This window comes from Streptomyces sp. BL1, assembly GCF_057628045.1.
On the sequence record NZ_JBXYWZ010000002.1, the window covers coordinates 105975 to 131869 of the forward strand.

Below are 25895 nucleotides of genomic sequence, written 5' to 3' on the forward strand. Positions count from 1 at the left end.
CGATGGGCGTCCCGCTGTTGCCGCGGCCGGGGCCCCGTACCGAGGCTGTGGGTATGCAATCCTCGACCCCCGAGAACTCCGACACCCCCGGCAACACCACCGGGGACGGCACGATCGTCGTCTACGGCGCGCCCTCGGCGGAGCACATCCTGCACGTCTACGCCGACCCGCGCTGCCCGTACTGCAAGCGGATGGAGGACGGCATCGGCGTCGCCATGCAACAGCTGGCGGACGACGGCGACTTCGCCCTCCACTACCACTTCGCGACGTTCCTCGACGACGCTCTCGGCGGCAGCGGATCGCACCACGCCCTCAACGCGCTCGGCGCCGCGGCCGACGCCGGACAGGGCCTGTTCATGGCGTATCTGCGCGCCCTGTACGCGCATCAGCCGCCCGAGGAGTCCGACGACTTCTCCTCCGACGAACTGCTGATCTCCCTCGCGGACGGCGTCGAGGGGCTGCGTACCCCCGCGTTCGAGAAGGCCGTGTCCGGGATGCGGTACGGCCCGTGGGTGGACCGCGTGAGCGCCGCGTTCGACGCCGGCGAGGTGCAGGGCACCCCCACGGTGCTGCTGGACCGCGCCCGGGTCACCGTCCTCGACCGGCACGGATACGCGGTGGCGCCCGAGGAGTTCGCGGCCCAGATCCGCCGCTGACCCGGGCCCCGCCCCCGTGGATCAGGCGAAGTGGGCGATGGCCGTCATCGTCGGACGCACGTTGCGCACCCCGGGCATCCGGTGCAGCCAGGGGGCCAGCAGCCCGTAGTACGGGCCCCGGCCGCGGGGCAGCGGCAGTTCGTGGACGTCGGTGAGGGCGGGATGGGCCGTGCGCACCCGCGGCAGCTCCCCCGCGTCCAGGCCCCACGGCATCGGCGGCGCCTGGTATCCCTGCAGCGTGTGCACCGCGCCGCGCATCGTACGGGCGCTCAGCCACCTCGGTACCGCGTCGAAGACGAGCGCTCCGCCGCTGAACCGTTCGGCACAGCCGGCGATGAGGTGGCGCGCGTCGTCGGGCCGCAGGTACATCAGCAGTCCCTGCGCGGTGATCAGGACGCCGCGGCTGGGATCGACGGCGTCGCGCCAGGACAGGTCGAGCGCCGACTGGGCCAGGGTGGTCTGCCGTTCGCCGTCGGGCAGCAGGGAGCGGCGGACGGCGGCGGTCTCGGGGAGTTCGACGCACAGCCAGCGGACCCGCCCGTTGTCCACCCGCCAGAACTGGGTCTCCAGCCCTTCGCCGAGGGCGACGACGGTGCCGTCGGGGTGTTCGTCGAGGAAGTGCAGTACGGCGTCGTCGAAGGTGCGCACCCGCAACGCGTGGCCCTGTGCCATATGGGCGTGGGGCGTACCGAAGTTCTCCTCGAAGGGGTAGTCGATGCGCTCGACGAGCTCCACGGCGCGGGGGTCGTGGAGCACTCTGCGGGGCTGCCGGGCCTCGTACGCGCGGTGGTAGAGGTTCCACAGCAGCGTCTCGGGCACGCCGCTCAGCTCCACGTGCTGCTGGGACCGCGCGTCCTGCCCGTCACCGTCTGCCGTTCCGCCGCGTTTCATGAGCACATTCTCTCGCGTGAACCGGCGGACGCTCGCGGGGTCCCGCACAGGGGTCAGGCGGGGTGGTCGTCCAGATCGATGCGGAGGGTCAGCAGGCTCGTGCCGAGGGCGCGGACCATCACGCTGTTGTGGAAGGGCAGGCGGCGCAGCCGGGCGCGGGTGTCGTCGTCGGGCAGCAAGTGGGCGGTGCCCGTGTGCCATTGGGAGCGGATCTGGACGCGTACGCGCGGGTCGGCGGCGATGTTGCGGACGTACTGGGAGGCGGCGCCGTGGTCGCTGACCATCCAGAAGCCGCCGTTCTCGACGCGGCCGCCCACGGGGGTGCGGCGGGGGCGGCCGCTGTGCCGTCCGGTGGTCTCCAGCAGGGCCTGGCCCGGGAGGTGGCCGACGAGGTGCCGCATGACGGGGTTGGCGAGGCGGCGGTGCATCCAGGAGACGAGGCGGCGTTTCCTGGCGTGCGGGGCGTGCGGGGCGGACGGTGTGCGCGGGGTGTGCGGGGTGCGGCTGGTCATGTCGCCTGGCCTCCTCGGGGGTGCCGGCCGGGTTGTCGAGAGTGACCGTCTCGGCAAGGTTACCGAGACTGCCGGTTTCGTCAACGGTAGGATCCGGCCCATGAGTTCAGGGTCTCTCCCCCGCCCGCACACCGGGCGGCAGCGCAACGAGGCGGCGCGGCAGGCGATTCTGGAGGCGGCGGCCCGGCTGCTGACCGAGTCCGGGGGGACGCCGGTGACGGTGGAGGCGGTGGCCAGGGCGGCCGGTGTCGGCAAGCAGACGATCTACCGCTGGTGGCCGTCCAAGGGGGCGGTGCTGCTGGAGGCGGTGGCGGCGCGGGCTGAGGCGACGGCGCCGGTGCCGGACACCGGGACGCTGCGCGGTGATCTGGAGGCGTTCCTGGTGGCGACGTTCCGCGGCGCGGGCAGCCCCGGTACGGCGGCGCTGCTGCGGTTCGCGATGGGCGAGGCGCAGCGCGATCCGGAGATCGGCGGGATTCTGCGGGAGTTCACGCACGGGCGGCGGGAGGTGCTGCACGGCCTGCTGGAACGGGGCCGGGCGCGCGGGGAGCTGGCTGCGGACGCGGATGTGGAGCTGCTGGTGGACCAGGCGTACGGGGTGCTCTGGTACCGGCTGATGACCGGTCACGCTCCGGTCACCGGCGAGGTGGCGGCGCGTCTCGCCGGTGCGCTGTGCGGGCCGGGGGCGTAGTCCCCCGGCCCGCACGCGCCTGTTCATCCGGTCAGTTGCCGGTGCGCAGCCACACGGTGGTCCACGGCGGCAGCTGACCGCCGGTCAGCGGGCCGGAGGAGAGCAGGACCTCGCCGGCCGGGAGGGGTACGGGGCCGTGGCTGAGGTTGGCGAGGATCTCCCAGCCCCCGGAGCGGCGCAGGTGGAGCTGCCCCGCCTCGGTGTCCCGCGGTCCGCTGATCCATTCCAGGGCCTCGTCGGCGACCAGCTTCCGGCGCAGCCGCAGCGCCGAGCGGTACAGCTCCAGTACGGAGTCGGGGTCGCCCTGCTGGGCCTCGGCGGAGTGCTCGCCCCAGCCGGCGGGCTGGGGCAGCCAGGCGCCGCCGGGCCCGAATCCGCAGGAGGAGCCCTCCCGGGTCCACGGGAGGGGGACGCGGCAGCCGTCGCGGCCCTTGAGGCGGCCGCCGCTGCGCATCCACACCGGGTCCTGGAGGTCGTCGGCCTTGAGGTCCGCGACCTCGGGCAGGCCGAGTTCCTCGCCCTGGTAGAGGTAGGAGGAGCCGGGCAGGGCGAGCATGAGGAGGGTGGCGGCGCGGGCGCGGCGCAGGCCCAGCTCCCGGTCGGGGGCCGGGTTCTGACCGTTCGTCAGCAGCCAGGCCTCGATGCCCGCCTCGTCGGTGCCGTCGGGCAGCGCGTAGCGGGAGGCGTGCCGGACCACGTCGTGGTTGGAGAGCACCCAGGTGGCGGTGGCGCCTGCGGCGCGCGCGTCGTTGAGGGCCGTGTCGATGGCGGTGCGCAGTTCGGGCGCGGTGAGGCGGGCGGCGAGGAAGTCGAAGTTGAAGGCCTGGCCGAGCTCTTCGGAGGTGGCGTAGGCGGTGCGGCGGGAGGCGCGTACCCAGGCTTCGGCGACGGCGACGCGGGGCGGGTCGTACTCGTCGAAGACCTTGCGCCAGTCGCGGAAGATCTCGTGGACGGCGTCGCGGTCCCAGAAGGGGTGGCTGCCGTCCTCGGGCAGGTCGCCGGGTTCGTAGCTCTCGACGGTGCCGATGTCGCGGAGCGGGTCGGTGAGGTCCTTGGCGAGGCCGTGGGCGACGTCGACGCGGAATCCGGCGACGCCGCGGTCGGCCCAGAAGCGCAGGATGTCGCGGAACTCCTGGTGGACCTCGGGGTTGTCCCAGTTGAAGTCGGGCTGCTGCGGGGCGAAGAGGTGCAGGTACCACCAGCCGTCCTCCAGGCGGGTCCAGGCGGGGCCGCCGAAGCAGGAGATCCAGTCGGTGGGCGGGAGTTCGCCCCGCTCGCCGCGGCCCTCGCGGAAGACGTACCGTTCGCGGGCCGCCGAGCCGGGCTCCGAGCGGAGCGCTTCCTGGAACCAGACGTGCTGGTCGGAGGAGTGGTTGGGGACGATGTCGACCATGATCTTGAGGCCGAGCCGGTCGGCTTCGGCGACCATCGCGTCGAAGTCGTCGAGGGTGCCGAGGCGGGGGTCGACGTTGCGGTAGTCGGCGACGTCGTAGCCGCCGTCGGCGAGTTCGGAGGGGTAGAAGGGGCTCAGCCACACGGCGTCCACGCCCAGGCCGGCGAGGTAGGGCAGCCGGGAGGTGACGCCGGGGATGTCGCCCAGGCCGTCGCCGTCGGTGTCGGCGAAGCTGCGCGGATAGACCTGGTAGACGACGGCTTGCCGCCACCAGTCGGCGTCGGCGGTCGGGACGACGGTGGTGTGCTGCTCGCTCATGCGGTGCCTTTCGGTGCGGTGCCTCGGGTTCCGGTGCTTTGGGTTCCGGTGCCTTGCGGTGCTCGGTCGTGGGCCTGTGGTGCCCGCGGGTACGGGCGGGTCCGTGCGGTCTCCCTCTCAGGGTCCGCTCTCGGGGGCGCTCTCATCCCTTCACCGCGCCGGAGGTCATTCCGGAGACGATGGATCGGCGGAAGATGAGCACGAGCAGGGCGATGGGCACGGTGGCCACCATGGCGCCGGCGAAGATGGCCCCGTAGGGGACCGTGTACTGGCTGGTGAACAGGGCGATGCCGACGGGTACGGTGCGGTGGCTGTCGGAGCTGTTGAACGTGAGGGCGAGGAGGAACTCCGCCCAGGTGGCCGTGAAGGCGAACACGCCGGCGGTGAACAGGCCGGGACGGGCGAGCGGCAGAATCACCGTCAGCGCGGTCCGCAGCGGCCCGGCCCCGTCCACGGTCGCCGCCTCCTCCAGCTCGCGCGGCAGCCCGCTCAGATAGTTGCGCAGGATCCAGATGGCGAACGGCAGGTTCAGCGCCACGTACGGGATGATCAGCCCGGGATAGGTGTTGAGCAGCCCGAACTGGCGCCCCATCAGGAACAGCGGCACCACCAGCGCGATCGGCGGGAAGACGGACAGCATCAGCAGCGCCGTCATGATCCGCCCGCTGCCGCGCAGCCGCATACGGGCGAACGCGTAGCCCGCGAAGAAGGCCAGGGACAGCACCAGAACAGTGGAGACCGAGGCGACGATCAGACTGTTGAGCAGATAGCGGCCGATGCCGTTGCGGACGAACGCCTCGGTGTAGTTGCCGAGTTCGGGGCTTCCGGGCACGGCGGTGGGCGGGGAGGCGCTGATCTCGCCGGGGCCCTTCAGGGAGGCGGTGGCCATCCAGTACAGCGGCAGGGTGGTGAGGACGACGATCAGCAGTCCGCCGAGATTGACGGTGTTGAGGTAGCGGCGGATGCCCGCCGGGGGTGTACGACGGCTCATGCCGGTTCGCCCTCCTCGTCGACGTGGGCGCGGAAGACGCGCAGAAACAGCAGGCAGCAGCCCATGACGATGACGGCCGTGGCGGTGGCGATGGCGGCACCGCCGCCGATGTCGAGATCCTGGAAGAGGGTCTTGTAGCCGAGGATCGCCACCGACTGGGTGGCCGTGCCCGGTCCGCCCTGGGTGAGCACGAAGGGCAGATCGAAGATCCCGAACGCCTGGAGGATGCGGAAGAGGACCGCGATCGCGACGATCGGCCGCAGCTGCGGCAGGGTCACCTTCCAGAACGTCGTCCAGGCGTTCGCGCCGTCGATCTCCGCGGCCTCGTACACGTCGTCGGGGATGAGCATCAGCCCGGCCAGCACGACGATCGCCACGAACGGCGTCGTCTTCCACACATCGACCACGACCATGGCGCCCATCGCGGACACCGGCTGGCCCAGGATGTCCGGCTGGGTGCCGAGGAGTTGAGTGGAGAGCCAGGTCAGCGCGCCGTACGTACCGTTGAACAGATAGCCCCACAGCTGCGCGGCGACCACGTTGATCAGCGCCCAGGGCAGCAGCAGAACGGCGAGGATCCAGCCGCGGGCCGCACCGAGCCGCTCCAGTACGAGCGCGGCCGCGGTGCCCAGCACCAGTTCCAGCAGCACGGACACCACGGTGAAGCCGACGGTGAACGACAGCGCCTGGTACCACTCCGGCCGCGAGAGCAGCGCCTCGTAGTGCGCGGTGGTCGCGGACGGGAGGCTCAATCCGCCGTAGTTCAGCTGCACTTCGGAGAAGCTGAGGACGAGGGAGAAGAACACGGGGAAGAGCGTCACGATGGCGACGACCAGCAGGGCGGGCGAGGCGAACAGCCACCCGGTACGGGCACGCCGCCGCGCGGCGGCCCCGGCGGGCAACGGCTTGCGGGGCGCGTTGCCGCGCGTGGGGCGCGTGGGGCGCGGCGGACTGATGCGCTCCGTGCCGTCCGTCCGGGCGGCTGCCCCGGTACGCCGTGCGTGCGCCGGCCGCGCCCCGGCGCCCCGGGAGTCGCCACCCCGCACATCGGTGACGCGTTTGCCTGCGGCCGGAAGCCCCCCGTCTCGCGCGCCGGTCGCGTCCATGGCACCGACAGTGCCGACCCGCCCGGGGCCGGCCTGCACAACTCGCGTGTGCGCGACACCGGTTGGCCCGGCGCCCGGCCCGGAGGCCCCTGCCTGCGCGACGGCGGTACGTGCGGCGCCGGAGTCCTCGTCGGCGGCCTGCGCGGCACGCGCCTTCGCGCCGACCGTGTGTGCCGTGTGTGCTGCGTTCACTGTGCCCTCCCTCGGAGCGCGGCGGTGATGTCCGAACGGGCCGCGCGTACGGCCGCCGACGCGCTCGTCGTGCCGCCGGCGACCGCGTTGGCCTGGGTGAACAGCGCCTTGGAGACCTGCGGATAGTGCGGGGTCTGCACGGGACGGGCGACCATCGTCAGCTCAGGGGCGCGCGTGAGGGTGGGATCGCCCACGGCGCGCGCCTGCCGGCCGGTGAGCACCGACCGCATCGCGGGGATCACCCCGGCCTCGCGCAGCAGGATGCGCTGCGCCTCCTCGCTCGCGCAGAAGCGGGCGAAGGCGACGGCGGCGCCCAGGTGTTGGGAGCTGGGGTTGACGAAGTTGCTCCAGCCGCCCGCGCAGCTGACGCCGGACCGTCCTGTTCCCTCGAAGCCGGGGCGGGGTGCGACGCCGACCCGGCCTGCGATACGGGATGCCTTGCGGTCGGCCGAATTGGCCCACGCGTAGGACCAGTTGCGCAGGAACAGGCCACGCCCCGAGACGAACGCGTCCTGCGAGTCCGCCTCGACGTACGTGGTCACCGTGCGCGGGGTGACGCCGCTCCGGGTGAACTCCCCCATCAGCGCGAACGCCCGCTCGGCGCGCTCGCCGCCGAGGACGGCCTGCCCGTCGCGGCCGAGCACCGGCGCGCCGGCGTCCGCGAGGAATTCGGACACGTTGCACGTCAACGACTCGGTGACGGAGGCCTGCCAGAGGAATCCGGCGGCGATGTCGCCGGCCTTCTGCACGGTACGGGAGGTGCGCAGCAGTTCCTCCCACGTACGCGGGACCGGCAGTCCGCGCTTGGCCAGCAGGTCCTTGCGGTAGTAGAGGTAGCTGCTGTCGGTGAAGAACGGCAGGGCGTACACGGCGCCCCGGTACTCCGACATGCGGTGCAGCGCGGCCGGATAGGCGCTCCAGAAACCGTCGGGCAGCAGCTTCTCCAGGGGCAGCGCGAGCGCCGACGTACCGAACTGCGCGGGCCAGGTGGTGTCGCCCAGATACACGTCGGGTTGCGGTGCGCCGCCTGCCAGTTGGGTGGTGACCGCGGCGCGGTTGCCGTCGGTGGTGGCCAGCGCGTTCGACTTGGTGACGCGGATGTGCGGGTGGCGGCGCTCGAAGGCCCGGATGACCAGGTCGGCCACGACGGGCCCGCGCCGGGACGGTATCTCCGACACCCACCACGTCAGCGTGGCCCGCTCCTTGGGAACGGTGGCGGCCTGCGTCAGCAGGGTGTCGACGTCCTTGCCCCCGCATCCGGAGACCAGCCCCGCGGCGGCGGCCGTGAGCCCGCCGGCGAGCAGGGTTCTGCGGTCCAGGGCCATGCATGCTCCTCACCTCGGACTGTCGCCGATGACAGCGCTAGCAAGACTGAGAGCCCAGTGATGACATGTCAACGATGACGTTCCAGTAAGTTACCGGGAGATGTCCATGACTGCGCTGTCATCACGGCTGTGCCGGGTGCGGGCTGCGTGCTAGCGTCCCGCCATGTCCGGTGATCAGAGCGCCACGATGGCGGATGTGGCGCGGCGCGCAGGAGTGTCGCCCTCGACCGTTTCGCGCACGCTGCGCGGCCTGTCGACGGTGTCGGCGGAGACCCGTGCACGTGTCGAAGAGGCCGCCGACGCACTGTCGTTCGCGATCTCGCGCAGCGCGTCCAGTCTGGTGACGGGCCGTACCGGGCGGGTGGCCGTCCTGCTGGCGGACATGGAGTCGTGGTTCCTGGGGACGACGCTGGCCGGAATGGCGCCCGCGCTGCGCGAGGCCGGGCTGGACCTGCTGGTCTACAGCGTGGCGGACGCGGACGAACGCGCCGAGTTCTTCGAGCGGTTGCCCGCCCGCCGCAACGCCGACGCGCTCCTCGTCGTCAGCTTCTCCCTCTCCCCCGCCGAACGCGAACGGCTCGACGGGCTCGGCATGCCGCTGGTCTTCATCAGCCAGCACCGTCCCGGCCGGCCCAGCGTCTACGTGGACGACGAGGAGGCAGCACTGCGCGGCACCCGCCACCTGCTCAACCTCGGCCACCGGCGCATCGCTTACCTGCAGACCACCGACGACACGGGCTTCGCATGGAGCAGCAGGGACCGCCTAACGGGCCATCTGCGCGCGCTCTCGCAGGCCGGGATCGAACGGGACGACACGCTGGTCCGCGAGGTCGTGGACTGGGAGGGGCAGGGCATGGCCGCGGCGGTCGGCCGGCTGCTGAGCCTCGAACAGCCGCCCACGGCCGTCTTCGCGGAGACCGACGACATGGCGTTCCGCCTGCTGACGGCCCTGCGGGCGGCCAACGTGCCGGTGCCGCAACGGCTTTCGGTCCTCGGCTTCGACGATCACGCCATGGCCGCGCCGTGGGACCTGTCCACCCTCGCCCAGCCCGTACGCGAACTGGGCCGCACCGCCGCCGAGTTGGCCCACTCGGTGATCGAGGCCCCGGAGGAGCACGGGGAACGGCACGTCGTCCTCCCGGTCGAACTGGTCCCCCGCGGCAGCACGGCCCCACCCCCGGGCTGACCCCCGCACCCGGGGTACGCCGCGTACCGATTTGTCAACTCTGCCTCACGACTGGGCGGTGACGCGACTGACCCGGAGGGGCGGTAACGCCACTGACCGGCGGGTGGGCGGTGACGCTCCCCACCGGCATGTGGCCCGCGGTCGCCGTGGCGGTGTCCGGGCTGGACCTGACGAACGTGGCGTTCACCGGGCCCGGAAACGCTCACGCTCTCCTCCGTCCGCGGGCACCTCGAACGTGTCGTCCGTGAACGACAGAAGAGCGATCCCGCCCTCGGCTACCTCGACGGACGCACCCTCCTCCGCCCCGACGAGACCCACGACCTGCCCGACGGCCTCCACCCCAGCGCCGCCGCCTACCTCCGCATGGGCACCCGCTTCGCCGGCCTCCTCGCCTCCCCCGGAAGCCCCGGCGGCACCGTGAGACACACGGTGTGAGCGGGGGCGAGCGTTCCGGTCGCGACGCGTGGTTCCCCGTGTCCGGCTGCGGTGCTTGACTGCCCGTCACGTACTGACAAGACCGGACAAGGAGGGCACATGGGGAAGTGGAGCAGACGCGGCGTCTTAGCCGGCGGGGCCGCTGCCGGGGTCGGCGTGCTGGTCGGGGCGCGGACGGCGCCGCGTCCTGACGTGCTGGACATCGTGACGGGGGAACACTCCTTCACCGCGCCCCACCGTGCCCCCGCGGGACCGGTGGGGTTCCGCGTACGAACGACCAGTCCGCTCACGGGAATCGCGGGTCTCGCGCGCCTTCGGCCCGGCGCCACGGAGGAGCGGTTCCGCGCCCTGGCACGGAAGGTCTTCGCGACCCAGGGACCGGAGGCCATCCAGGTGAGCCGGGAGCTGATGGCGACCGCCGAACTGTTCGGCGGCGCCATGGTGTACCCCGGCGTGACCTCGACGTTCACCGCGCGTCTCGAACCCGGCGGGTATCTCCTGTTCGAGTACCTGGACTTCGAGGGCGAGCGCGGCCGCAATCCCGCTCCGGGCCAGGAGCACGTCCGTACGCTGCGGGTCTCCGGCAGGCCCGCGGAGGGTGCCGGCGGCGGGCACCCGCACCCTTCCGCCGCGCTCACGGCGCTCGATGTCCCCGGTGAGGGCCCGCGGTTCGCCCTGCGCGGCCGTCTCACGCGCGGCGGCACCCTCAAGTACACCAACAGGATGCGGGGGCAGGTCGACGAGGCCGTCCTCTATCCCATCGAGGACGACGCGGTCACCTCCGCGGACATTCAGGCGTTCTTCGACGGCGCGCCGGTGCCCCCGCCGTTCGTCATGACCGAGGCGCTGGGCACACCGCCGCTGTCCCCCGGTGAGTCCGTGACGCTCCGCATGCCGCTGAAGCGGGGCCGGTACGCGCTGGTCACCTGGGTGACGAGCATGCGGGACGCCCGCCCCCTCTCGGCGCACGGCCAGCACCTGATCGTCACCGTGCCCTGAGACGCGCCCCGAGACGCGCCCTACGGGCCGTGGACCACCCCGAACGTGCCGCGCCGCCGGGCCGGTTGACGTGCGACCGGCCCGGCGGCGTGCAGGCTCCACTCCGGCCCCGAAGGCCGGCGCGGGCGGGACGTCAGGCGGACTGCGTACGCGCCACGTACACGGTGTTGGCGGAGGTGCCGCCCTGCAGCGGGTTGTCGAACCGCACCTCGTGGGCTTCCGTCTCCGGGAAGACCTCCGCGAGGGTGGCGTTGAACTGTTCGTTGGGCGGGTCGTTCGACCACAGGGCGAAGACTCCGCCGGGGTGCAGCGTCCCGGCCAGCGCGCGCAGGCCCTCCGGCTCGTACAGGGTGGCGTGGCCGGGGTGCAGCACGTGGTGCGGCGAGTGGTCGATGTCGAGCAGCACGGCGTGGAAGCGGCGGCCTTCCGCTTCGGGGTCGAAGCCGCCCTCGCCGGCCATCGAGAAGAAGTCGCCGCGCACGAGACGGCAGCGGGGATCCCCCGCGAGGCGGGCGCCCAGCGGCACCAACTCCTGCTCGTGCCACTCGATGACCTCCCCCAGCGCCTCGACCACGGTCAGCGACCGCACGCGGGAGTCCTTCAGTGCCGCTTCCGCGGTGTAGCCGAGGCCCAGCCCGCCGACGACGACGTCCAGTTCGGCGCCGGCCGTCTTCTCGAGGCCGAGCTCCGCGAGAGCGACCTCTCCCGCCGTGAACAGGCTGGACATGAGGAACTCGTCATCGAGCTTGACCTCGTACACGTCGCCGCCCGTCGCCGGGTCCCGTCGGCGCCGCAGGCTGATCGCGCCCAACAGCGTCGGACGCCAGTCGATTTCCTCGAAACGCGCGCTCATTCGCTCTCAACTCCCGGCCAGTGGCCCTGGCTGCATTCATGGTGCGTTCAACGCCCACCGACGTCACAGGCCGTCACCTTACGGTGCGCGCTTCGGCGTTCCCGCCTTCTCGCAGTCGTCGGCAGGTCTCTCCCCCGGGCGCCGCCCCTCAGCGAAAGGGCCGCGTCAGGCACCCCAACCTATCCCAGTGGGCGGCGTGGGTCCGCATGTTGAGAAAGCAGCACAAGAATCGCTGACAGCATCGCGCCGTCACCCCGGGTGACGTAGGGAGAACACGCACGTCCCGGACCCGTCGCCGCGAAAGGGGGCACGGGATGGTCCCATGAGACTTCCCACACCGCCCGGTCGAGAGGACGACATGAGCAACTCCCGGTCCGTTCCGTACGAGCAGCCGGAACGCCGGCCCGTTCCCTTCGACCCCGAACTGTCGGTGGCGCTCGAAGCGATGGGCGATGTGCGCGACCTCTTCCCCGACGCGCCGGACGGTGTGCCCCGGTGGCGGGCGCAGCAGGCGGAGGCGATGCAGGACGCCACGCTGGACGAACTGCGCGAGGGCGGCGCGTTCGAGGTGTACGAGCGGATGGCGCCGGGGCCTGCGGGGGCGCCGGACGTGCCGCTGATCGTCGCGCGCCCCGCGGGGCTGGAGGGGGCGGCGCCGGTCGTCTGTCACGCGCACGGCGGCGGCATGATCGGCGGCAACAACCGCTCCAATCTGTCGGGCATCCTGCACGAGTGGGCGCAGCCGCTGGGCCTGGTCGTCGTGTCGGTCGACTACCGGCTTGCGCCCGAGCATCCGCATCCGGCGCCCGTGGAGGACTGTTACGCGGGGCTGCTGTGGACTGTCGGGCACGCGCAGGAGATCGGCGCCGACCCGGAGCGTGTCGTCGTGGCCGGCGGGAGCGCGGGCGGCGGACTGACCGCGGCGCTCGCCCTGCTGGCCCGTGACCGGGAGGGCCCCGCGCTGCTGGGGCAGTTGGCCATGTGCCCCATGCTCGACGACCGCAACGACACACCGTCCTCGCACCAGATGGCGGGGCGCGGTCTGTGGGACCACGACGCCAACGCCGTCGGGTGGGCCTCGCTGCTGGGTGAGGGCCGCGACGACGCCGACGTGTCGCCGTACGCGGCGCCGGCGCGGGCGCGCGATCTGTCAGGGCTGGCGCCGGCCTTCATCGACGTCGGCGCCGCGGAGACGTTCCGCGACGAGGCCGTCGCGTACGCCACCGGGATCTGGCAGGCCGGCGGGGATGCCGAACTGCACGTCTGGTCGGGCGGGTTCCACGGCTTCGACCAGCTGGCCCCCGACGCCGCCGCCTCCCGCGACGCGCGCGAGGCCCGCGTCCGCTGGCTGCGCCGCCTCCTCGCCCGCTAGCCGGCGGACGCGCCGAGTGCACGGTCTCTACGTGCTCGCCGCGCATGCCGCCATGGTGGCGGCCAGCGCGTCAGAGGTCGTTCCCTCTGGTTCGCATCGCTCCATGCGCCTCTTGCGCCTCGGTGTCGGGGTGCCCGACAGGGTCGTCCAGGTCGAGGCTCGTACGACCGCGGGGCGGGTGGCCTGTCCGGGGTGCGGGTCGGCGAACCTGGTCGCTCTTCGGCCCGATGCCTTTGCTCCTGGCCGGAGTTCCGTCCGGGGCGAACGAGTCGTGGAAGGTGAAGGCGTGCGGCGCGGAGCCGTGGTCGCGCAAGTGCTCCAGCCTGGAAACCCCGTCCCGCCAGGTGGGTATCACGCCGTCGGCAACCCACCAGAACACGTAATTGGGGTGCCCTGTCCTCTCGAACCAGTCGTGACGCCTGTTCAGCGCCTCACGGTGCAGACCGGTGTAGACGGCGTCGAAGGCGGGGCGCAGGTCGGTCCAGAGCGAGAGGGTCGCGGCCAGGGCGGTGGTTTCCACCGTCCGGCCCTTGCCGTACCAGGCCGGTACGGCGAACTCTCCCCATGCACCCCAGTCCGCCTCGAAGAGCGCGCCCCGGTCACCTTCTGCCGGTTCGGCATGCGCGAGGTATCCGGGGTGCTGACTGATCCTCCGGTAGACGGCCTCACCCATGTCGTAGAACTCCCGCGTGAGAGGCGCCGGTTCGGCGAGAGGTGACTTCAGGACGCCGAATGTGTACAGCGCAAGATGGGGCATACGTCTCTCCCTGCTCGGAGGTGCCTGGCGTGGACCCGGCTCGCTGGCTCACGCACGGGGTCGAGGATTCGCAGGGCGCGACCAACTCATCCCCTCGCGGTCGGCCCAGCCTCAATGAACGCCTGCGCGACCACTCGCGATCGCCGAAGACCAGGTGAAACTAGCTCCCTCCGCAAGCCACGTCGAAGTTGCGCTTTCCCTCCCCAAGTGCCCTCCCGCACAGGCCTCGCACGCCGCATCCGGCGGGGTTCGGGGGCGTCGGTGGGCCCCTCTGCCGGATGGGAGTTGTCAGGTGCGCGGTGCTGGCATGCTGTTCTGCATGAAGATCACGGGGAACGCCCTCAAGAAGAATCCGGCCTGCACCATCCTGCCGAACAAGCTGTCCCGGGCGCAGATACTGCCAGTGGGCGGGATCGGCGTGGTGTTCCTGGCGCTCGCCATCGCGCGGCTGCTTGTCCAAGGAGAGTTCGTCTGGGGGCCGTTCTTCCTCTCGACGGTGTTGCTGGTCGTCCTCGCCTCCCTGGGCTGGGTGGGCCACATCCTGCGCATGGACATCACCGGCTCGGAAGTGGCCTACCGCGATGTGCTGGGCCGCACGCGCTCCGTACCCCTGGGGCACGTGGCGGCGGTTCTCTACGCCCCGCACGTCAGCGTGGGCGGCGGCCGCCACAACGGCTACCTGGCCCTGTTCGATGAACACAGCCGCCTCCTGCTCCGGGTCACCAGCGGCAACATCTGGCCGGCCGAGGAGCTGGAGCGGGCCCATCAGGCTCTGAAGTCCGGGGGTGTGGAGGTCATCCACCGGTCAGGGATGGACGCGAACAGCCTCCGCCGCGACTATCCCCAGGCGGTCCCCGCCTTGCACGCGGTGCACCCCTACATCATGGCCGCCATCGCCTGCGTGCTGATCGTCACCGGCGTCGCTCTTGCCGTGGCCCTCACCGCGTAGGCCCGCGTACGGCGGCTTCGCGGCCGTACCTGCCGTTCAGCAGTAGGTGTGGTGGCCGGTCGCGGGGCCAGCCGTGCTTGGGCGGTTGGCTGCCCTTGGGGCGTAGACGCGTGGTGGCGTGGGCCGGGGCATCACCCGGGCAGAGCGGAGACGGTCGCGGATCTCGACGGGCCCCCGCCCGACGGGCCGCTACGTTCTTGCCGCGCGTGCCGCCTGCACCATGGCGGCCAGGGCGGTGTGGTGGGCGCCCGGCCAGTAGAGGCGGGCGCAGGTGGTGCAGCGGGTGAAATCGTCGTATGTGCGGCGGGTGCCGGGCGGCAGGCGGTGTGCGATCTCGTGCTTGGGTACGGGGGCCAGGCTGCCGTTGCACGCCGGGCAGCGTGTCCAGGGCGCGAGCGGGACCGCGAACCGGGTGAGGACGTCGCGGAGTTGGCCGTCCGGGCGGCTCCCTCGCACGTACGCGCCGCGCCACAGCGCCCGGCGGCACAGCAGTCCGCGGTCCTTGGTCAGCAGCACGCGCTGCTCGCTGTTGGCTTCGTCGACGAGCTCCGGGTCGCCGGCGTCGTTGCGGTAGGCGGCGTCGACGCCGACGAGGCGCAGGCGGCGGGCGAGCGCGCCGAGGTGCACGTCCAGGACGAAGCGCTCGGTCGCCGGTTCCGCGGCCGGCGGGGGCTGCGGGCGCGGTACGGGCTCCACCTCGATCAGCGTGCCGGACCGCGGACAGTGCGACAGCGGTACGGCACTGCCGTCGGCGTATAGAGCGCCAACTTCCGTACGGGGCACGCCCACCGCTTCGACGACGTGCCCCAGGGTGGAGGTGCCGTCGTGCGGCAGCCGGAGCTCGCCGCCGCGGTGCCGCGCCGGCAGGAAGAAGCGCAGTTCCTCCGGTACGCGCAGCCGTATCTCCGCCGCCCCGGCCGTCACGGGGACTGCCGCGGGGTGGGCCGTACCTCGAAGCCGGTCAGCTGCTGCGGCGTCTCCTCGACGACCCGTACGTCGTGCACGCGGGCTGCCGGTGATCCGTCGTACGCCCAGTCCACCATCCGGTCGACGGCTTCGGGCTTCCCCTCGAAGAGGGCCTCGACGGTGCCGTCCGGCAGATTGCGCACCCAGCCGCGTACGCCGTGCCGGGCGGCGGTGGAGCGGCAGCTGTCGCGAAAGGACACGCCCTGCACCCGCCCGGAGACGATCACGCGCCTGCAGCTCATCGCGGTACCTCCTCACCCTGCTCGGAGGGTCTTTCGGCTCACGTTCCGCCTCCAGAATCGCATCCCGCCCGCACCGTGCTCACGGGAGCTTCCGGTGAGGCCGGGGACCAGAGGAGTTCGGGACCGGAGGAGTCGGGGTTCATGACGCCGTGCGGGCAGCCCGGTAAAACGGTTGTTCTGTCCGCGTGGCGTTGGCAGGGTTCGCGGCATGTCTGACTTATGTGCGCATGACGGAACCAAGCTCGCGTACCACGTTGCCGGGGACGGCCGCCCCGTGGTCTGTCTGCCCGGCGGGCCCATGCAGGCCGCCGCCTACCTCGGGGATCTCGGCGGTCTGTCCGCTCACCGGCAGTTGGTCATGCCGGACCTGCGGGGTACCGGCGGGTCCGCGCAGCCGGAGGACGTCGCCTCCTTCCGCTGCGACCGCCTCGTCGACGACGTCGAGGCGCTGCGCGAGCACCTCGGGCTCGACAGCGTGGATCTGCTCGGGCATTCCGCGGGCGCGAATCTCGCGCTTCTGTACGCGGCGCGCCACCCGGACCGCGTCGGGAAGCTCGCGCTGATCACGCCGAGCACCAGGGCCGTGGGGCTCGTCATCCCCGGGGACGTCCGACTGGAGACTGCGCGGGTCCGGCGCGGCGAGCCCTGGTTCGCCGCGGCGTTCGCGGCCTTGGAGGCGATCGCCGCGGGCAAGGCGACGGAGGACGCGTGGGAGGCCATCGCACCGTTCTCCTACGGCCGTTGGGACGAGGCCGCCCGCGCCCATCACGCCGCGGAGGACGGGCAGCGGAACGACGAGGCCGCCGCCGTCTTCGGCGCCGACGGCGTCTTCGCCCCGGAGGCCACGCGCGCGGCGCTGGCGCGGTTCTCGCGGCCGGTGCTGCTGCTCGCCGGGGAGGGCGACGTGGCAGCCCCGCCCCGCACGATGGCCGACTTCGCCGCCCTGTTCCCCCGCTCCGAGCTCGTCGTGCAGCCGGGGGCCGGGCACTTCCCGTGGCTCGACGACCCCGGCCGGTTCGTGGCGGTCACGCGGGCGTTCCTGGAGTGAACGGCCCCGGACTGGCCTCGCGGGTCATTCTCTGACTAAAGTCAGAGGATGGCTGAGATCGAGCGGGTGCGGCACTTCAATCGCACCGTCACCGAACGCGTGGGCGTGCTCCACGATCACTACCTGGGCCGCGACCGGCCCATCGGCGAGGCCCGCCTCCTGTGGGAGATCGGCGACCGGGGCCGGGACGTACGGCAGTTGCGGGAGCGTCTCGGGCTGGACTCCGGGTACGCGAGCCGGCTGCTGCACCGACTGGAGAGCGACGGCCTCGTCACCGTGGAGCCGTCGCCCCGGGACCGGCGGGTGCGCACCGTACGGCTCACGGAGGCGGGTCGTACGGAGCGCGCTCTGCTCGACGAGCGCAGCGACGAACTGGCCGCTTCCCTGCTGGAGCCGCTCAACGCGGACCAGCGTGAACGGCTGGTCGCCGCCATGACCGAGGTCGACCGGCTGCTGACCGCCGCGACGGTCGCCGTGGACGACGTCGACCCCGACCACCCCGACGCGCAGCACTGCCTGCGCTCGTACTTCACCGAGCTGCAGGAGCGCTTCGACGCCGGCTTCGACCCCGCGCTCAGCCTGTTGCCGGACGCGGGGGAACTGCGGCCGCCGAACGGCCTGTTCCTGGTCGCCCGTATGCAGGGTGATCCGGTCGGATGCGTCGGCCTGAAGCTGCCGCCCGGCGCCCCCGCCGAGATCAAACGCATGTGGGTCGCCCCCGAGGCGCGGGGGCTGGGGCTGGGCCGCCGGTTCCTGGCCGAGACGGAGGCGCGCGCCGTCGAGCACGGCCGCGACCTGCTGCGCCTGGACACCAACAAGGCGCTCGACGCGGCGATCGGCCTGTACCACGCGGCCGGTTTCGAGGAGGTCCCCGCCTTCAACGACGAGCCCTACGCCCACCATTGGTTCGAAAAGCGCCTCCCCCGCCCGGCGGCGGAGTGAGCACTGCGGCAGCCCGCGAGCGGACGGCACGGTGTCACACAGATCGACGCCTGCCGTACCGCCCGTGCGCGTCAGGACGGGCGCACCTCGGGTCTCACATCCACAGCACGCCGTCGTCCTCGTGCTCGCGGACACGGAACGCGATCATCCGGCACAGCAGGCCGGCCGGGACGGGCCGGCCGTACGGGAGCTTGACCGAGCCCTTGCCGGTGGCGAACTCGGCGAGATCGGCGTCGAACGCCTCGCGGGTGCTGGGCGTGAACACCGCGTTCGCGTGCTTCGCGTGGCCGCTGACCGCGAACAGGATGGTCCCCGACGGGTGCACCCACGCGGGATGACCCCACTTGATGGCCTCGCTCGCCTCCGGGACCTCCTCATGGGCCAGCGCCCGCAGCTGCTCCAGCAGCTCCCGGCTCTGCCCTTCGAAGCCCTCGATGTATTCGTCGATCGTCTGCGGTCTCGCCATGGCGCCAGTATGGCCCGCCCGCCCCGTCCCGCTCACCCCCGTTCCATATATTCGAACTAATATCGAACGGTGACTGAGTGGCAAGACCGGGCGGGTCCCTGGGCGCGGGCGACCCTTCCCGACGGGCAGGGGCTGGACGTCGTCGTGCTGGCGCGTACTCGCACGCCCGACGGGGCGTGGCAGTACGAGTGCGAGGTCATCCTCCCCGCGCTGCGCCGGCACCCGGACGGCCGCGCCGAGAGCGTGGCGGCGCCCACGCCGATCACCGTGGCCGCGTACGACATCGTGCCGATTCCCGGCGAGGTGTACACGGCCGTGCCCACCCGCGGCGCGGCCGCTCCCGGCCGGCGGTGGCTGCTGACCCACGTCATCCCCGAGGAACCGGACGGGCCCGCCTGGGTCGTGCACCGGTCCGACTGTGCGCAGGCCGCGCGGGGCGAGCTCCGGCCGGCGGCGACCGAGGAAGCGGTCGGTCTGCTGCGGGCGCGCGGCGCCACGGTGTGCGGCGTGTGCCGCCCGGACCGGGCACTGCCCGGCTGAACCGCCGCGCCCGTCCACCCGGCGGAGGGGGTCAGCGCGCCGCGCGGGCCGAGGCGTCGAGGGCCGCCAGGGCCGCGCCGAGGCGGAGCCGGTCGGCGGGGCTCGCGGCGTCGAGGCCGGTGAGCTCCGCGGCCTTGCGGATCCGGTAGTCGACGGTGTTCGGGTGGACCTGCAGCAGGGCCGCGGTACGGCGGCGGTTGACGGCGCAGGACATGAACGTCCGTACGGTGTCGAGCAGTTCCGGTCTGCCGGTGAGCGGTTCCAGCAGGGTGGCGAGTTCGTCGCGGGCGGGCCCGGGGCGGGTCAACTGGTACTCGACGAGGACGTCGCTCAGCCGGTACACGCCGGGCCCGCGGCCGAAGACGGCGGCCACCTCCCGTACGTCGGCGCCGAGCGCGGCGGCCTCGCCGACGCCGTCGGGTTCCGCGGCGGCCGCGCCGACGGTGAGGTCCGCGCCGGACACGCGCGTCATGTGGTCGACCACGCCCGCCAGCCAGTCCCAGTCCTGCCGCGTCAGGTCACCGGGCGGCCGGTCGTACGGCACGAGCGCCACGCCGCCGTCGACCGACAGCATGGACAGCACCGTTCCGGTCACATGGCGTTCCAGTTCGGCGCGCAGGCGGCGCAGTTTGCGGCGGGCGGCGACCGTCGGGTTCACGCCGTCGGCGCGTTCGTCGCGGTGCGCGCCGACGGAGATGCTGAGCACCAGATAGCACGGCGGCAGCGGCGTACCCGCGCGCGCGGCGGCCTCCTGCGCGGGAGTGCCGTCCAGCAGTGCGGAGAGCAGCGACTGGCGGACGGTGTACTCGTCGCCGAACGCGGCCTGCCGCGACTGGAAGTAGCCCGCCGCGACGGCGCCCGTCACCTTCTCCAGGTAGTGCAGCAGCTGAAGACAGACCTCCAGCACCGTGTCCATGTCGCCGGGTTCAGCGGTGCGCAGTACGTCCTGCACGCACAGGCGGACGCCGATGTGATACGCCGTCACCACCGCGTCGAGCGGCACCCCTTCCTCCGCGCGGCGGGCCGCGCCCTCGCGCAGAGCGGCCACGGAGTCGGGGCCCGGGAGCTCCCCGGTGCGCAGAACGTCCGCGAACATCGCGATGTTCGCTTCGACGATGTGCGAGATCTCGCCGCGCAGTGCCTCCACGGGCAGCGCGGCGTACGTCGGCAGGTGGTCGGCGAGCCTGTCGACGACGGCGGCCACGAGGGGGTGCGAGCGTTCGGTCAGCACCCGGTGTACGGGCCGCCCCGCGAGCGTGAGCTGCCGGCTCGCCGTCGGGTCACCATCCTGCACCCCGGCGGAGCTCTCCTCGCCCACCGCGCCCCCTTCCGCCGCCGCCCTGAACGACTGCCTGACCGGCCGCCTGACCGACTGCCTGACCGACGTCACCGGAAGGAGTAGCACGCGGCCGGTGCGGCGGACCACAGCCGTGACGTGCGCGCGGCTAATTTGTGACGCGTCACAGAGCGCGGCCGCCAAGTCTGGGTCCGCTCCCGGCTCTTGCCGCCCTCACCGGCGGCACCATCGTGACGTCCGCTTCCCCCCTTCGTGCCGCGGCACAAGACGCTGCCGCGGAAGCCGCTGATCAGGAGTCCGTATGAACGCGTCCGTGCCGCCCGCCCGCAGAGTGCCCGGCACCCCCTTCCGGCTGCGCTTCACCGCGGCCGTCCTCGGCTGCGCGGGGTTCTGCTCCGTGGGTCTCGCCGCGCCCGCGCAGGCGGACTCCGCGCCGGCGAAGGAACCGCTGCGGTATGTGGCGCTCGGCGACTCGTACGCCGCGGCGCCGCTCGTTCCGGAGTACGACTTGTCGAAGGCCGCCTGCGTCAACTCGACGTCCGGATACCCGGAGGCGGCCGCCTCCGCCGTCGGCGCGCGGCTCACGGACGTCAGCTGCTCGGGTGCCAAGGTGAGCGACTTCGCCGGCCGGCAGTTCGGCCTGATGCCGCCGCAGTACGACGCGCTCGACGCCGGGACGGACGTCGTCAGCCTCACCATCGGCGGCAACGACACGAATCTCGTCGCCGCCACCCTCAGCTGCCTCAACGTCCTCCCGGAGCCCCACGGGTTCAGCTGCGCCGACCGGTACACCAAGGGCGGCCGCGACCGGCTGGCCGAGGACATCGACGCGTGGAAGCCCGTCCTCGGCAAGGCCCTCGCCACCATCCGCGACCGCGCCCCCAACGCGCGCGTGTACGTGGTGGGTTACGGCGACTACATCCGCAGGGGCGGCTGCTTCCCCACCCAGCCGATCTGGGGCAAGGACGCCGACTACATCCAGGGCACGGTGAACAAGCTCAGCGCCGCGCTGCGCGAGGGGGCGGCCGCGCACGGCGCCACGTACGTCGACGGCTTCGCGGCCACCGCCGGGCACGACAGCTGCGCCCCGCCCGCCGAGCGCTACACGGAGGGCCTTATCCCCGCCCACCCGGCGACACCCCTGCATCCCAACGCCAAGGGCTCCGCCGCTCTCGGCAAGGCGCTGGCCCGCAGCATCACAGCGGGCTGAGGGCGTACGACCGGCAGGGCGCCGCGCGCTGACGTGCCGTCACCACCCGCCGGCCGCGCGGCAGTTCACGGGCCCCGTACGGTCATGCCGCGGCGGCCGAGGGGCGCAGCAGGGCGATGACCTGGTCGTCGGAGACCTGCGGGAACTCCTCGTACCACTCGCCGACCGAGCGGAAGCCCGGCGGCTCCTGCAGTACGACCACCTCGTCGGCTTCCTTCGCGAGCGTGTCGGCCGCGTCGTCGGAGGCGACGGGCGCGGCGAGCGTCAGGTGCGCGGGCTCGTTGCGGCGTACGCGGCGGAGTGCGGCGAGCGCGGTCATGCCGGTGGCGAGCCCGTCGTCGATCACGAGCACCGTACGGCCGGCGATGCGGGGCGCGGGCCGGCCTTCGCGGTAGAGGTGTTCGCGGCGGTGCACTTCGGCGCGTTCGCGTTCCACGTCCGGGGCGAGCTCGTCCTCGCTCAAGTCGAGGTACTGCAGCACGCGGGCATGGAAGAGCGGCGGGTCCTCTCCGGCGACCGCCCCGACGGCGGCCTCGGGATGCCCCGGTACGCCGATCTTGCGGGCCACCAGGATGTCGAGGGGGACCCCGAGTACGTCGGCGACCGCGGCGGCGACGGGTACGCCGCCGCGGGGCAGGGCGAGGATCAGCGGGTCGGTGTCCCGGCCCGGCCAGGGCGCGGCGGGGTGGGCGTGCTCGTGTTCGTGGTCGGCGGCCGGTTCGCGCAGCCGCTCGGCGAGCCGGTGGCCCGCCTGCTGCCGGTCCGTGAAGATCATGTCGCCTCCTCGGCAGCGGTCGTCGTCCCGGGGTCGAGGAACCAGTCGCGTGCCGCCGCGGTGACCTGCTCCAGGGTTCCGGGCTCTTCGAACAGGTGCGTCGCGCCGGGAATGATCTGCAGCCGGTACGGCGCGGTCATCTGCGCCGCGGCCTCGCGGTTGAGCCGCAGCACTTCGGGGTCCAGGCTGCCGACCAGCAGCAGCACCGGCGCCGTGACGCGGGTCAGCGCGTCGCCCGCGAGGTCGGGGCGCCCGCCGCGGCTGACGACGGACCGTACGCGGTCGGGCCGCCGGGTGGCGGTCATCAGCGCGGCGGCGGCGCCGGTGCTCGCGCCGAACAGGTGCAGCGGTACGTCCTGCGTCGCGGTGTGCCGGCCGAGCCAGTCGACGACGGCTGTCAGGCGTTCGCTGAGCAGCGGGATGTCGAAGCGGTGCTCGGACGTCACGGTGTCGGTCCGTGCCTCCTGTTCGGTGAGCAGGTCGGGCAGTGCTGTGGCCAGACCGGAGAACTCCAGCGAGGAGGCGACGGCCAGGTTGCGCGGACTGTGCCGCGAACTGCCGCTGCCGTGCGCGAACAGCACCACGCCGCGCGGCGCCGGCGGCAGCCGCACATCGCATTCGAGCGCCACTCCCCCTGGCGCGGCCACCGTGTCGTGGACCGTCACGGCTTCCCTCCCGGGGTCGATGTGGGGCGGGATCAGGAGTTGGCAGGCGCGGCGCTGATCTCGCCGAGCGCGGAGTCCGGGTCCCGTTCGACGGCGAGGTCGCCGAGCGACACCACACCCACAGCCCGGCCGCCGTCGTCTATGACCGGGAGACGCCGTACGGCGTTGGCCCGCATCAGCTGGACGGCGTGCGCGGCGTCGTCGTCCGGTGCCACGGAGATCAGCGGATCGCTGTAGGCGACCTGCACGCTCTTCGCGGTGACGTCTCCGCCGTCGGCGAGCACCCGTACGGTCAGGTCCCGGTCGGTGATCAGGGCGCGCGGCAGGCCGTTCTCCTCGACGAGGACGGCCCCCAGGCCCTCGTCCCGCATCAGCCGGGCGACTTCGACGACCGGCGCGCCGGGTTCGACCATGACCGGCGGTCCTGTCATGAGGTCGCGCACCTGCTCGGACATCGTTCCCTCCTCACGGTGAGGACGTGTGTGCCACGTGTCGGGTACCGCCGTGCCGCGCCCTTACGCCCGCGGTCGGCCGCTGTGTGCCGGCTCCGCGTCGCGCCGGCCGGCCGGGTGCCGCACGAGGGCGCCAGTTTTTCTCAGGTGTGCCGGGTACCCGCAGGTCAGAAGCGTTCTGGAGGGAAACATGGCGGATTCCGAGAAGACGTACGAAGACATCGGGACCGGCGAGAACGCGTCGGACGCGCCGCTCGGGGAGGCCGCGCGCGGTCCGCACGACCCGGGCGGCGCGCCCGAGGCGGAGGGCATCCCGGATCTGCAGGACGGTACGCCGGAGCAGCAGCGGGCGAGCGATCCGCAGCAGGCGCCGGTTCCCGGTGACAGCCCGACGGCCGCCACGCGCAGCGCGCCCACGCCGGAGGAGCTGCACGAGGGCGCGTCGTGGGACCGGCGGCTCGCGGAGGAGGAGCCGGAGCAGCCGCGGGAGCAGGAGCCCGGGCCGCGCGGGCCGTCGCAGGGGCGGACGGCGGAGCTGCCGCCGGAGGAGCCCGGCGCCGGCCGGGACAACCCCGAACTCGACGCGCCGGCGCCCGGGGACGCGGCGGACGAGCCCAGCGGCCTGCTGTACGAGGAGGCCGAACCGGCCCCGCCGCGCCGTCAGGACGTACACGCCGAGGAGGCCGGAGCCGAGGGCCTGGCCGCCGAGGAAGAGGCGGTACGCACGAGGGACGAGGACGAGGTGTGACCCTCCCCCGGTCCGTGCGGCGCACCGAGGGGCTCCGCACCGTGCGGCGCGTACGGCAGCGGGCGAGAATCGGCGGGGGCGCGTACGTCCGGGAGGTCCCGGCGGCGGTCGGTCGCCGGGGGCTCCCCACGCGGTGTCCGGCGAGCCGGTTCACGCGCTGCTGCGGCGTCCTCGTTCCGTGAACATCCCATGACTGATCGCGACCGGCCGGGGAACGCGGCGTCACGAAATCTCCGGCCCGATTGGAGCGCGCTGCGATGACTCCCACCCTCGTACGCCCCTCGCACACCGTGCCCCAACGGGCCCGCGACTGGGCCGAGATCCAGGAACGCATGCTCGTGCCGCTCTACGAGGCGGTGTACAAGCATCTGGAAGTCGGCCCCGAGTCCCGTGTCCTCGGCCTCGGTTGCGGCTCCGGTCTTGCGCTGCTGCTGGCGGCCTCCCGGGGTGCCCGCGTCACGGGCGTGGAGGCCGACCCGGCCCGGCTGGCGCTGGCGCGCGAGCGGCTGCTGCCCGCGTCGGAGTGGGACCGCCGGAAGTGGGACGCCCATCTCGTACCGGACCTGCCCTCCTACGGGCCGGCCGCGCGCGGCGCTCCGCTCCCGAACGTCGTCACGGCCTTCGACGCGATGCCGCACGCGGACACGCTCGCGCGCGCGACGGCCGGACTGGAGCGCGGGGTGCCGGTGGTGCTCGCCGGCTGGGGGCCGCCCGAACGCTGCACCGTCACCCCGGTGTTGCGGCTGGCGGCCGCGACGGGCGGACAGTCCGAGGAACGCTGGGAGCTGTCAGGCCGCGACGATCTGGAGGACGTCGCGCTGCGCGCCGGACTGCGGCTGGACGGCTCGGGCCGGGTGACGTGCCCCTTCGGCTACGCGGACGTGGACAGCGCGGTCCGCGGTCTGCTGTCCACCGGGCTGTACGACGCGGCACTGCGCACCGGCGACGAGAGCCGGCTCGTCAAGGAGCTGACCGAGGCCCTGCACCCGTATCTGTGCGCCGACGGCACGGTGTGGATGGCCAACCTCTTCCGCTACGTTGTCGCCCGCACCGTGTGACCGCCGGCCGGATAACCGGGTGCGGAAAGCCACGGCGTGAGGATCATGGGTGGCCCCGCTGTCCATGAGGAGACGATGCGCTGTGTCCGCCGTGCCCGCCGATCCGACCGTGCTGCATCCGATTCCCGGGCAGCCGCGTGTGGTGCTGCTCAAGCCGCTGGTGACCTCGCCGCTGATCGAGGCCGGCGAGTTCTCGTACTACGACGACCCTGACGATCCGACCGCGTTCGAGACGCGCAACGTCCTGTACCACTACGGGCCGGAGAAGCTCGTCATCGGCAGGTTCTGCGCGCTCGGCGCGGGGGTGCGGTTCCTGATGAACGGGGCCAACCACCGCATGGACGGCCCCTCCACGTTCCCCTTCCCCATCATGGGCGGCTCGTGGGCGGAGCACTTCGATCTGCTGACGGGGCTGCCCGGCCGGGGCGACACCGTGGTGGGCAGCGATGTGTGGTTCGGGTACCGGGCGACGGTGATGCCGGGCGTACGCATCGGGCACGGGGCCGTGATCGCGTCGGGTGCGGTGGTCGTCGACGACGTGCCCGATTACGGGGTGGTCGGCGGCAACCCGGCGACGCTGCTGCGCCGCCGCTTCGACGACGAGCACATCGCGAGGCTGCTGGATCTGGCCTGGTGGGACTGGCCGCTCGACCATCTCACCGCGCACATCCGCACCGTCATGTCGGGGAGCGTCGAGGCCTTGGAGGCGGTGGCGCCGGGCCGGGCGTAGAGGCCGCCGGGGGCGGGTCGGGCGAGCGGAGTTGCCCGGGCTCTATCCCGCGGAGTGTGTGGGTGTCACACTGGCAACAGGCCCCGCCGTCTCCCCCGTCGGCGGGGCCGTCCACGTGTGCGTGCGCCCC

Annotated in this window: 27 protein-coding genes and 1 pseudogene; 13 read left to right on the top strand and 15 right to left on the bottom strand. The window is 72.8% G+C overall.

What is annotated here, in order from left to right:
* The first annotated feature begins 53 nt into the window (after nucleotides 1-53).
* Nucleotides 54-656: a DsbA family protein gene (locus AC3AGO_RS00650; RefSeq protein WP_487818075.1), complete on the top strand. Its 603-nt coding sequence runs from the start codon at nucleotides 54-56 to the stop codon at nucleotides 654-656.
* Nucleotides 657-677: 21 nt separating this feature from the next.
* Here AC3AGO_RS00650 and AC3AGO_RS00655 read toward each other — a convergent pair whose 3' ends face one another.
* Together AC3AGO_RS00655 and AC3AGO_RS00660 are read right to left on the bottom strand one after the other, a co-directional pair.
* Complete coding sequence (locus AC3AGO_RS00655; protein WP_487818076.1) at nucleotides 678-1547, bottom strand: class I SAM-dependent methyltransferase; 870 nt, start codon at nucleotides 1545-1547, stop codon at nucleotides 678-680.
* 53 nt (nucleotides 1548-1600) lie between these two features.
* A complete protein-coding gene (locus tag AC3AGO_RS00660; protein WP_487818077.1) occupies nucleotides 1601-2059 on the bottom strand; it encodes a nitroreductase/quinone reductase family protein in 459 nt (152 codons plus the stop codon).
* A gap of 100 nt (nucleotides 2060-2159) precedes the next feature.
* Between AC3AGO_RS00660 and AC3AGO_RS00665 the strand changes: the two genes are divergently transcribed.
* Nucleotides 2160-2750, top strand: a complete 591-nt coding sequence (locus AC3AGO_RS00665; protein ID WP_487818078.1) for a TetR/AcrR family transcriptional regulator — start codon at nucleotides 2160-2162, stop codon at nucleotides 2748-2750.
* Between the two features lie 31 nt (nucleotides 2751-2781).
* On the opposite strand, the gene AC3AGO_RS00670 is transcribed toward AC3AGO_RS00665, so the two are convergent.
* From AC3AGO_RS00670 to AC3AGO_RS00685, 4 genes are all read right to left on the bottom strand, one after another.
* Nucleotides 2782-4461 carry a glycoside hydrolase family 13 protein gene (locus AC3AGO_RS00670; protein ID WP_487818079.1) on the bottom strand — a complete coding sequence of 560 codons (1680 nt, stop codon included), beginning with the start codon at nucleotides 4459-4461 and terminating at the stop codon, nucleotides 2782-2784.
* 142 nt (nucleotides 4462-4603) lie between these two features.
* On the bottom strand, nucleotides 4604-5452 hold the full coding sequence (locus AC3AGO_RS00675) for a carbohydrate ABC transporter permease (RefSeq protein WP_487818080.1): 849 nt from the start codon (nucleotides 5450-5452) through the stop codon (nucleotides 4604-4606).
* Entirely contained in the window at nucleotides 5449-6750 is a 1302-nt protein-coding gene (locus AC3AGO_RS00680) for a carbohydrate ABC transporter permease (protein WP_487818081.1), read from the bottom strand. The genes AC3AGO_RS00675 and AC3AGO_RS00680 overlap by 4 nt, the downstream gene beginning before the upstream one ends.
* The gene (locus AC3AGO_RS00685) at nucleotides 6747-8075 is read right to left on the bottom strand and encodes an extracellular solute-binding protein (RefSeq protein WP_487818082.1); all 1329 of its coding nucleotides are present in this window, start codon (nucleotides 8073-8075) and stop codon (nucleotides 6747-6749) included. The genes AC3AGO_RS00680 and AC3AGO_RS00685 overlap by 4 nt, the downstream gene beginning before the upstream one ends.
* Before the next feature lie 163 nt (nucleotides 8076-8238).
* Between AC3AGO_RS00685 and AC3AGO_RS00690 the strand changes: the two genes are divergently transcribed.
* Together AC3AGO_RS00690 and AC3AGO_RS00695 are read left to right on the top strand one after the other, a co-directional pair.
* Nucleotides 8239-9261 (top strand): LacI family DNA-binding transcriptional regulator, encoded by a 1023-nt coding sequence (locus AC3AGO_RS00690; protein ID WP_487818083.1) that lies wholly within the window; start codon nucleotides 8239-8241, stop codon nucleotides 9259-9261.
* Nucleotides 9262-9795: 534 nt separating this feature from the next.
* Nucleotides 9796-10695: a hypothetical protein gene (locus AC3AGO_RS00695; RefSeq protein ID WP_487818084.1), complete on the top strand. Its 900-nt coding sequence runs from the start codon at nucleotides 9796-9798 to the stop codon at nucleotides 10693-10695.
* Nucleotides 10696-10828: 133 nt separating this feature from the next.
* Here the strand turns inward: AC3AGO_RS00695 and AC3AGO_RS00700 are convergent, their stop codons facing one another.
* Nucleotides 10829-11548, bottom strand: coding sequence for a polyamine aminopropyltransferase (locus tag AC3AGO_RS00700; protein WP_487818085.1), 720 nt, complete (start codon nucleotides 11546-11548; stop codon nucleotides 10829-10831).
* 358 nt (nucleotides 11549-11906) lie between these two features.
* Here AC3AGO_RS00700 and AC3AGO_RS00705 point away from each other — a divergent pair, with 358 nt between their 5' ends.
* Entirely contained in the window at nucleotides 11907-12920 is a 1014-nt protein-coding gene (locus AC3AGO_RS00705; protein ID WP_487818086.1) for an alpha/beta hydrolase, read from the top strand.
* Nucleotides 12921-13122: 202 nt separating this feature from the next.
* Here AC3AGO_RS00705 and AC3AGO_RS00710 read toward each other — a convergent pair.
* Nucleotides 13123-13677, bottom strand: a pseudogene (locus AC3AGO_RS00710) (DUF3291 domain-containing protein); the annotation flags it as partial.
* Nucleotides 13678-13996: 319 nt separating this feature from the next.
* Between AC3AGO_RS00710 and AC3AGO_RS00715 the strand changes: the two are divergent.
* Nucleotides 13997-14626, top strand: coding sequence for a hypothetical protein (locus tag AC3AGO_RS00715; protein WP_487818087.1), 630 nt, complete (start codon nucleotides 13997-13999; stop codon nucleotides 14624-14626).
* A gap of 189 nt (nucleotides 14627-14815) precedes the next feature.
* On the opposite strand, the gene AC3AGO_RS00720 is transcribed toward AC3AGO_RS00715, so the two are convergent.
* Entirely contained in the window at nucleotides 14816-15550 is a 735-nt protein-coding gene (locus tag AC3AGO_RS00720; RefSeq protein WP_487818088.1) for a Mut7-C RNAse domain-containing protein, read from the bottom strand.
* Entirely contained in the window at nucleotides 15547-15834 is a 288-nt protein-coding gene (locus AC3AGO_RS00725) for an acylphosphatase (RefSeq protein ID WP_487818089.1), read from the bottom strand. Before AC3AGO_RS00725 ends, AC3AGO_RS00720 begins: the two co-directional genes overlap by 4 nt.
* A 208-nt stretch (nucleotides 15835-16042) precedes the next feature.
* Here AC3AGO_RS00725 and AC3AGO_RS00730 point away from each other — a divergent pair, with 208 nt between their 5' ends.
* A complete protein-coding gene (locus AC3AGO_RS00730) occupies nucleotides 16043-16882 on the top strand; it encodes an alpha/beta fold hydrolase (RefSeq protein WP_487818090.1) in 840 nt (279 codons plus the stop codon).
* Between the two features lie 48 nt (nucleotides 16883-16930).
* Nucleotides 16931-17824, top strand: coding sequence for a bifunctional helix-turn-helix transcriptional regulator/GNAT family N-acetyltransferase (locus AC3AGO_RS00735; protein ID WP_487818091.1), 894 nt, complete (start codon nucleotides 16931-16933; stop codon nucleotides 17822-17824).
* 94 nt (nucleotides 17825-17918) lie between these two features.
* On the opposite strand, the gene AC3AGO_RS00740 is transcribed toward AC3AGO_RS00735, so the two are convergent.
* Nucleotides 17919-18290, bottom strand: coding sequence for an iron chaperone (locus tag AC3AGO_RS00740; protein ID WP_487818092.1), 372 nt, complete (start codon nucleotides 18288-18290; stop codon nucleotides 17919-17921).
* A 69-nt stretch (nucleotides 18291-18359) separates the two neighbouring features.
* Between AC3AGO_RS00740 and AC3AGO_RS00745 the strand changes: the two genes are divergently transcribed.
* A complete protein-coding gene (locus AC3AGO_RS00745) occupies nucleotides 18360-18830 on the top strand; it encodes a DUF6233 domain-containing protein (RefSeq protein WP_487818093.1) in 471 nt (156 codons plus the stop codon).
* A 31-nt stretch (nucleotides 18831-18861) separates the two neighbouring features.
* On the opposite strand, the gene AC3AGO_RS00750 is transcribed toward AC3AGO_RS00745, so the two are convergent.
* Nucleotides 18862-20148 (bottom strand): PucR family transcriptional regulator, encoded by a 1287-nt coding sequence (locus AC3AGO_RS00750; RefSeq protein ID WP_487818094.1) that lies wholly within the window; start codon nucleotides 20146-20148, stop codon nucleotides 18862-18864.
* Nucleotides 20149-20428: 280 nt separating this feature from the next.
* On the opposite strand from AC3AGO_RS00750, the gene AC3AGO_RS00755 reads away from it, so the two are divergent.
* Complete coding sequence (locus tag AC3AGO_RS00755; RefSeq protein WP_487818095.1) at nucleotides 20429-21337, top strand: SGNH/GDSL hydrolase family protein; 909 nt, start codon at nucleotides 20429-20431, stop codon at nucleotides 21335-21337.
* A gap of 82 nt (nucleotides 21338-21419) precedes the next feature.
* On the opposite strand, the gene AC3AGO_RS00760 is transcribed toward AC3AGO_RS00755, so the two are convergent.
* From AC3AGO_RS00760 to AC3AGO_RS00770, 3 genes are read right to left on the bottom strand one after another with little or no spacing between them, the layout of a single operon-like run.
* Nucleotides 21420-22112 carry a phosphoribosyltransferase gene (locus AC3AGO_RS00760; RefSeq protein WP_487818096.1) on the bottom strand — a complete coding sequence of 231 codons (693 nt, stop codon included), beginning with the start codon at nucleotides 22110-22112 and terminating at the stop codon, nucleotides 21420-21422.
* Nucleotides 22109-22777 carry a dienelactone hydrolase family protein gene (locus AC3AGO_RS00765; RefSeq protein WP_487818097.1) on the bottom strand — a complete coding sequence of 223 codons (669 nt, stop codon included), beginning with the start codon at nucleotides 22775-22777 and terminating at the stop codon, nucleotides 22109-22111. Before AC3AGO_RS00765 ends, AC3AGO_RS00760 begins: the two co-directional genes overlap by 4 nt.
* A gap of 32 nt (nucleotides 22778-22809) precedes the next feature.
* Nucleotides 22810-23232 (bottom strand): CBS domain-containing protein, encoded by a 423-nt coding sequence (locus AC3AGO_RS00770; RefSeq protein WP_487818098.1) that lies wholly within the window; start codon nucleotides 23230-23232, stop codon nucleotides 22810-22812.
* Between the two features lie 187 nt (nucleotides 23233-23419).
* Between AC3AGO_RS00770 and AC3AGO_RS00775 the strand changes: the two genes are divergently transcribed.
* From AC3AGO_RS00775 to AC3AGO_RS00785, 3 genes are all read left to right on the top strand, one after another.
* Nucleotides 23420-23977: a DUF5709 domain-containing protein gene (locus tag AC3AGO_RS00775; protein ID WP_487818099.1), complete on the top strand. Its 558-nt coding sequence runs from the start codon at nucleotides 23420-23422 to the stop codon at nucleotides 23975-23977.
* Nucleotides 23978-24234: 257 nt separating this feature from the next.
* Complete coding sequence (locus AC3AGO_RS00780; RefSeq protein WP_487818100.1) at nucleotides 24235-25035, top strand: class I SAM-dependent methyltransferase; 801 nt, start codon at nucleotides 24235-24237, stop codon at nucleotides 25033-25035.
* Between the two features lie 64 nt (nucleotides 25036-25099).
* Nucleotides 25100-25765, top strand: a complete 666-nt coding sequence (locus AC3AGO_RS00785) for a CatB-related O-acetyltransferase (protein WP_487818101.1) — start codon at nucleotides 25100-25102, stop codon at nucleotides 25763-25765.
* Nucleotides 25766-25895: the final 130 nt, after the last annotated feature.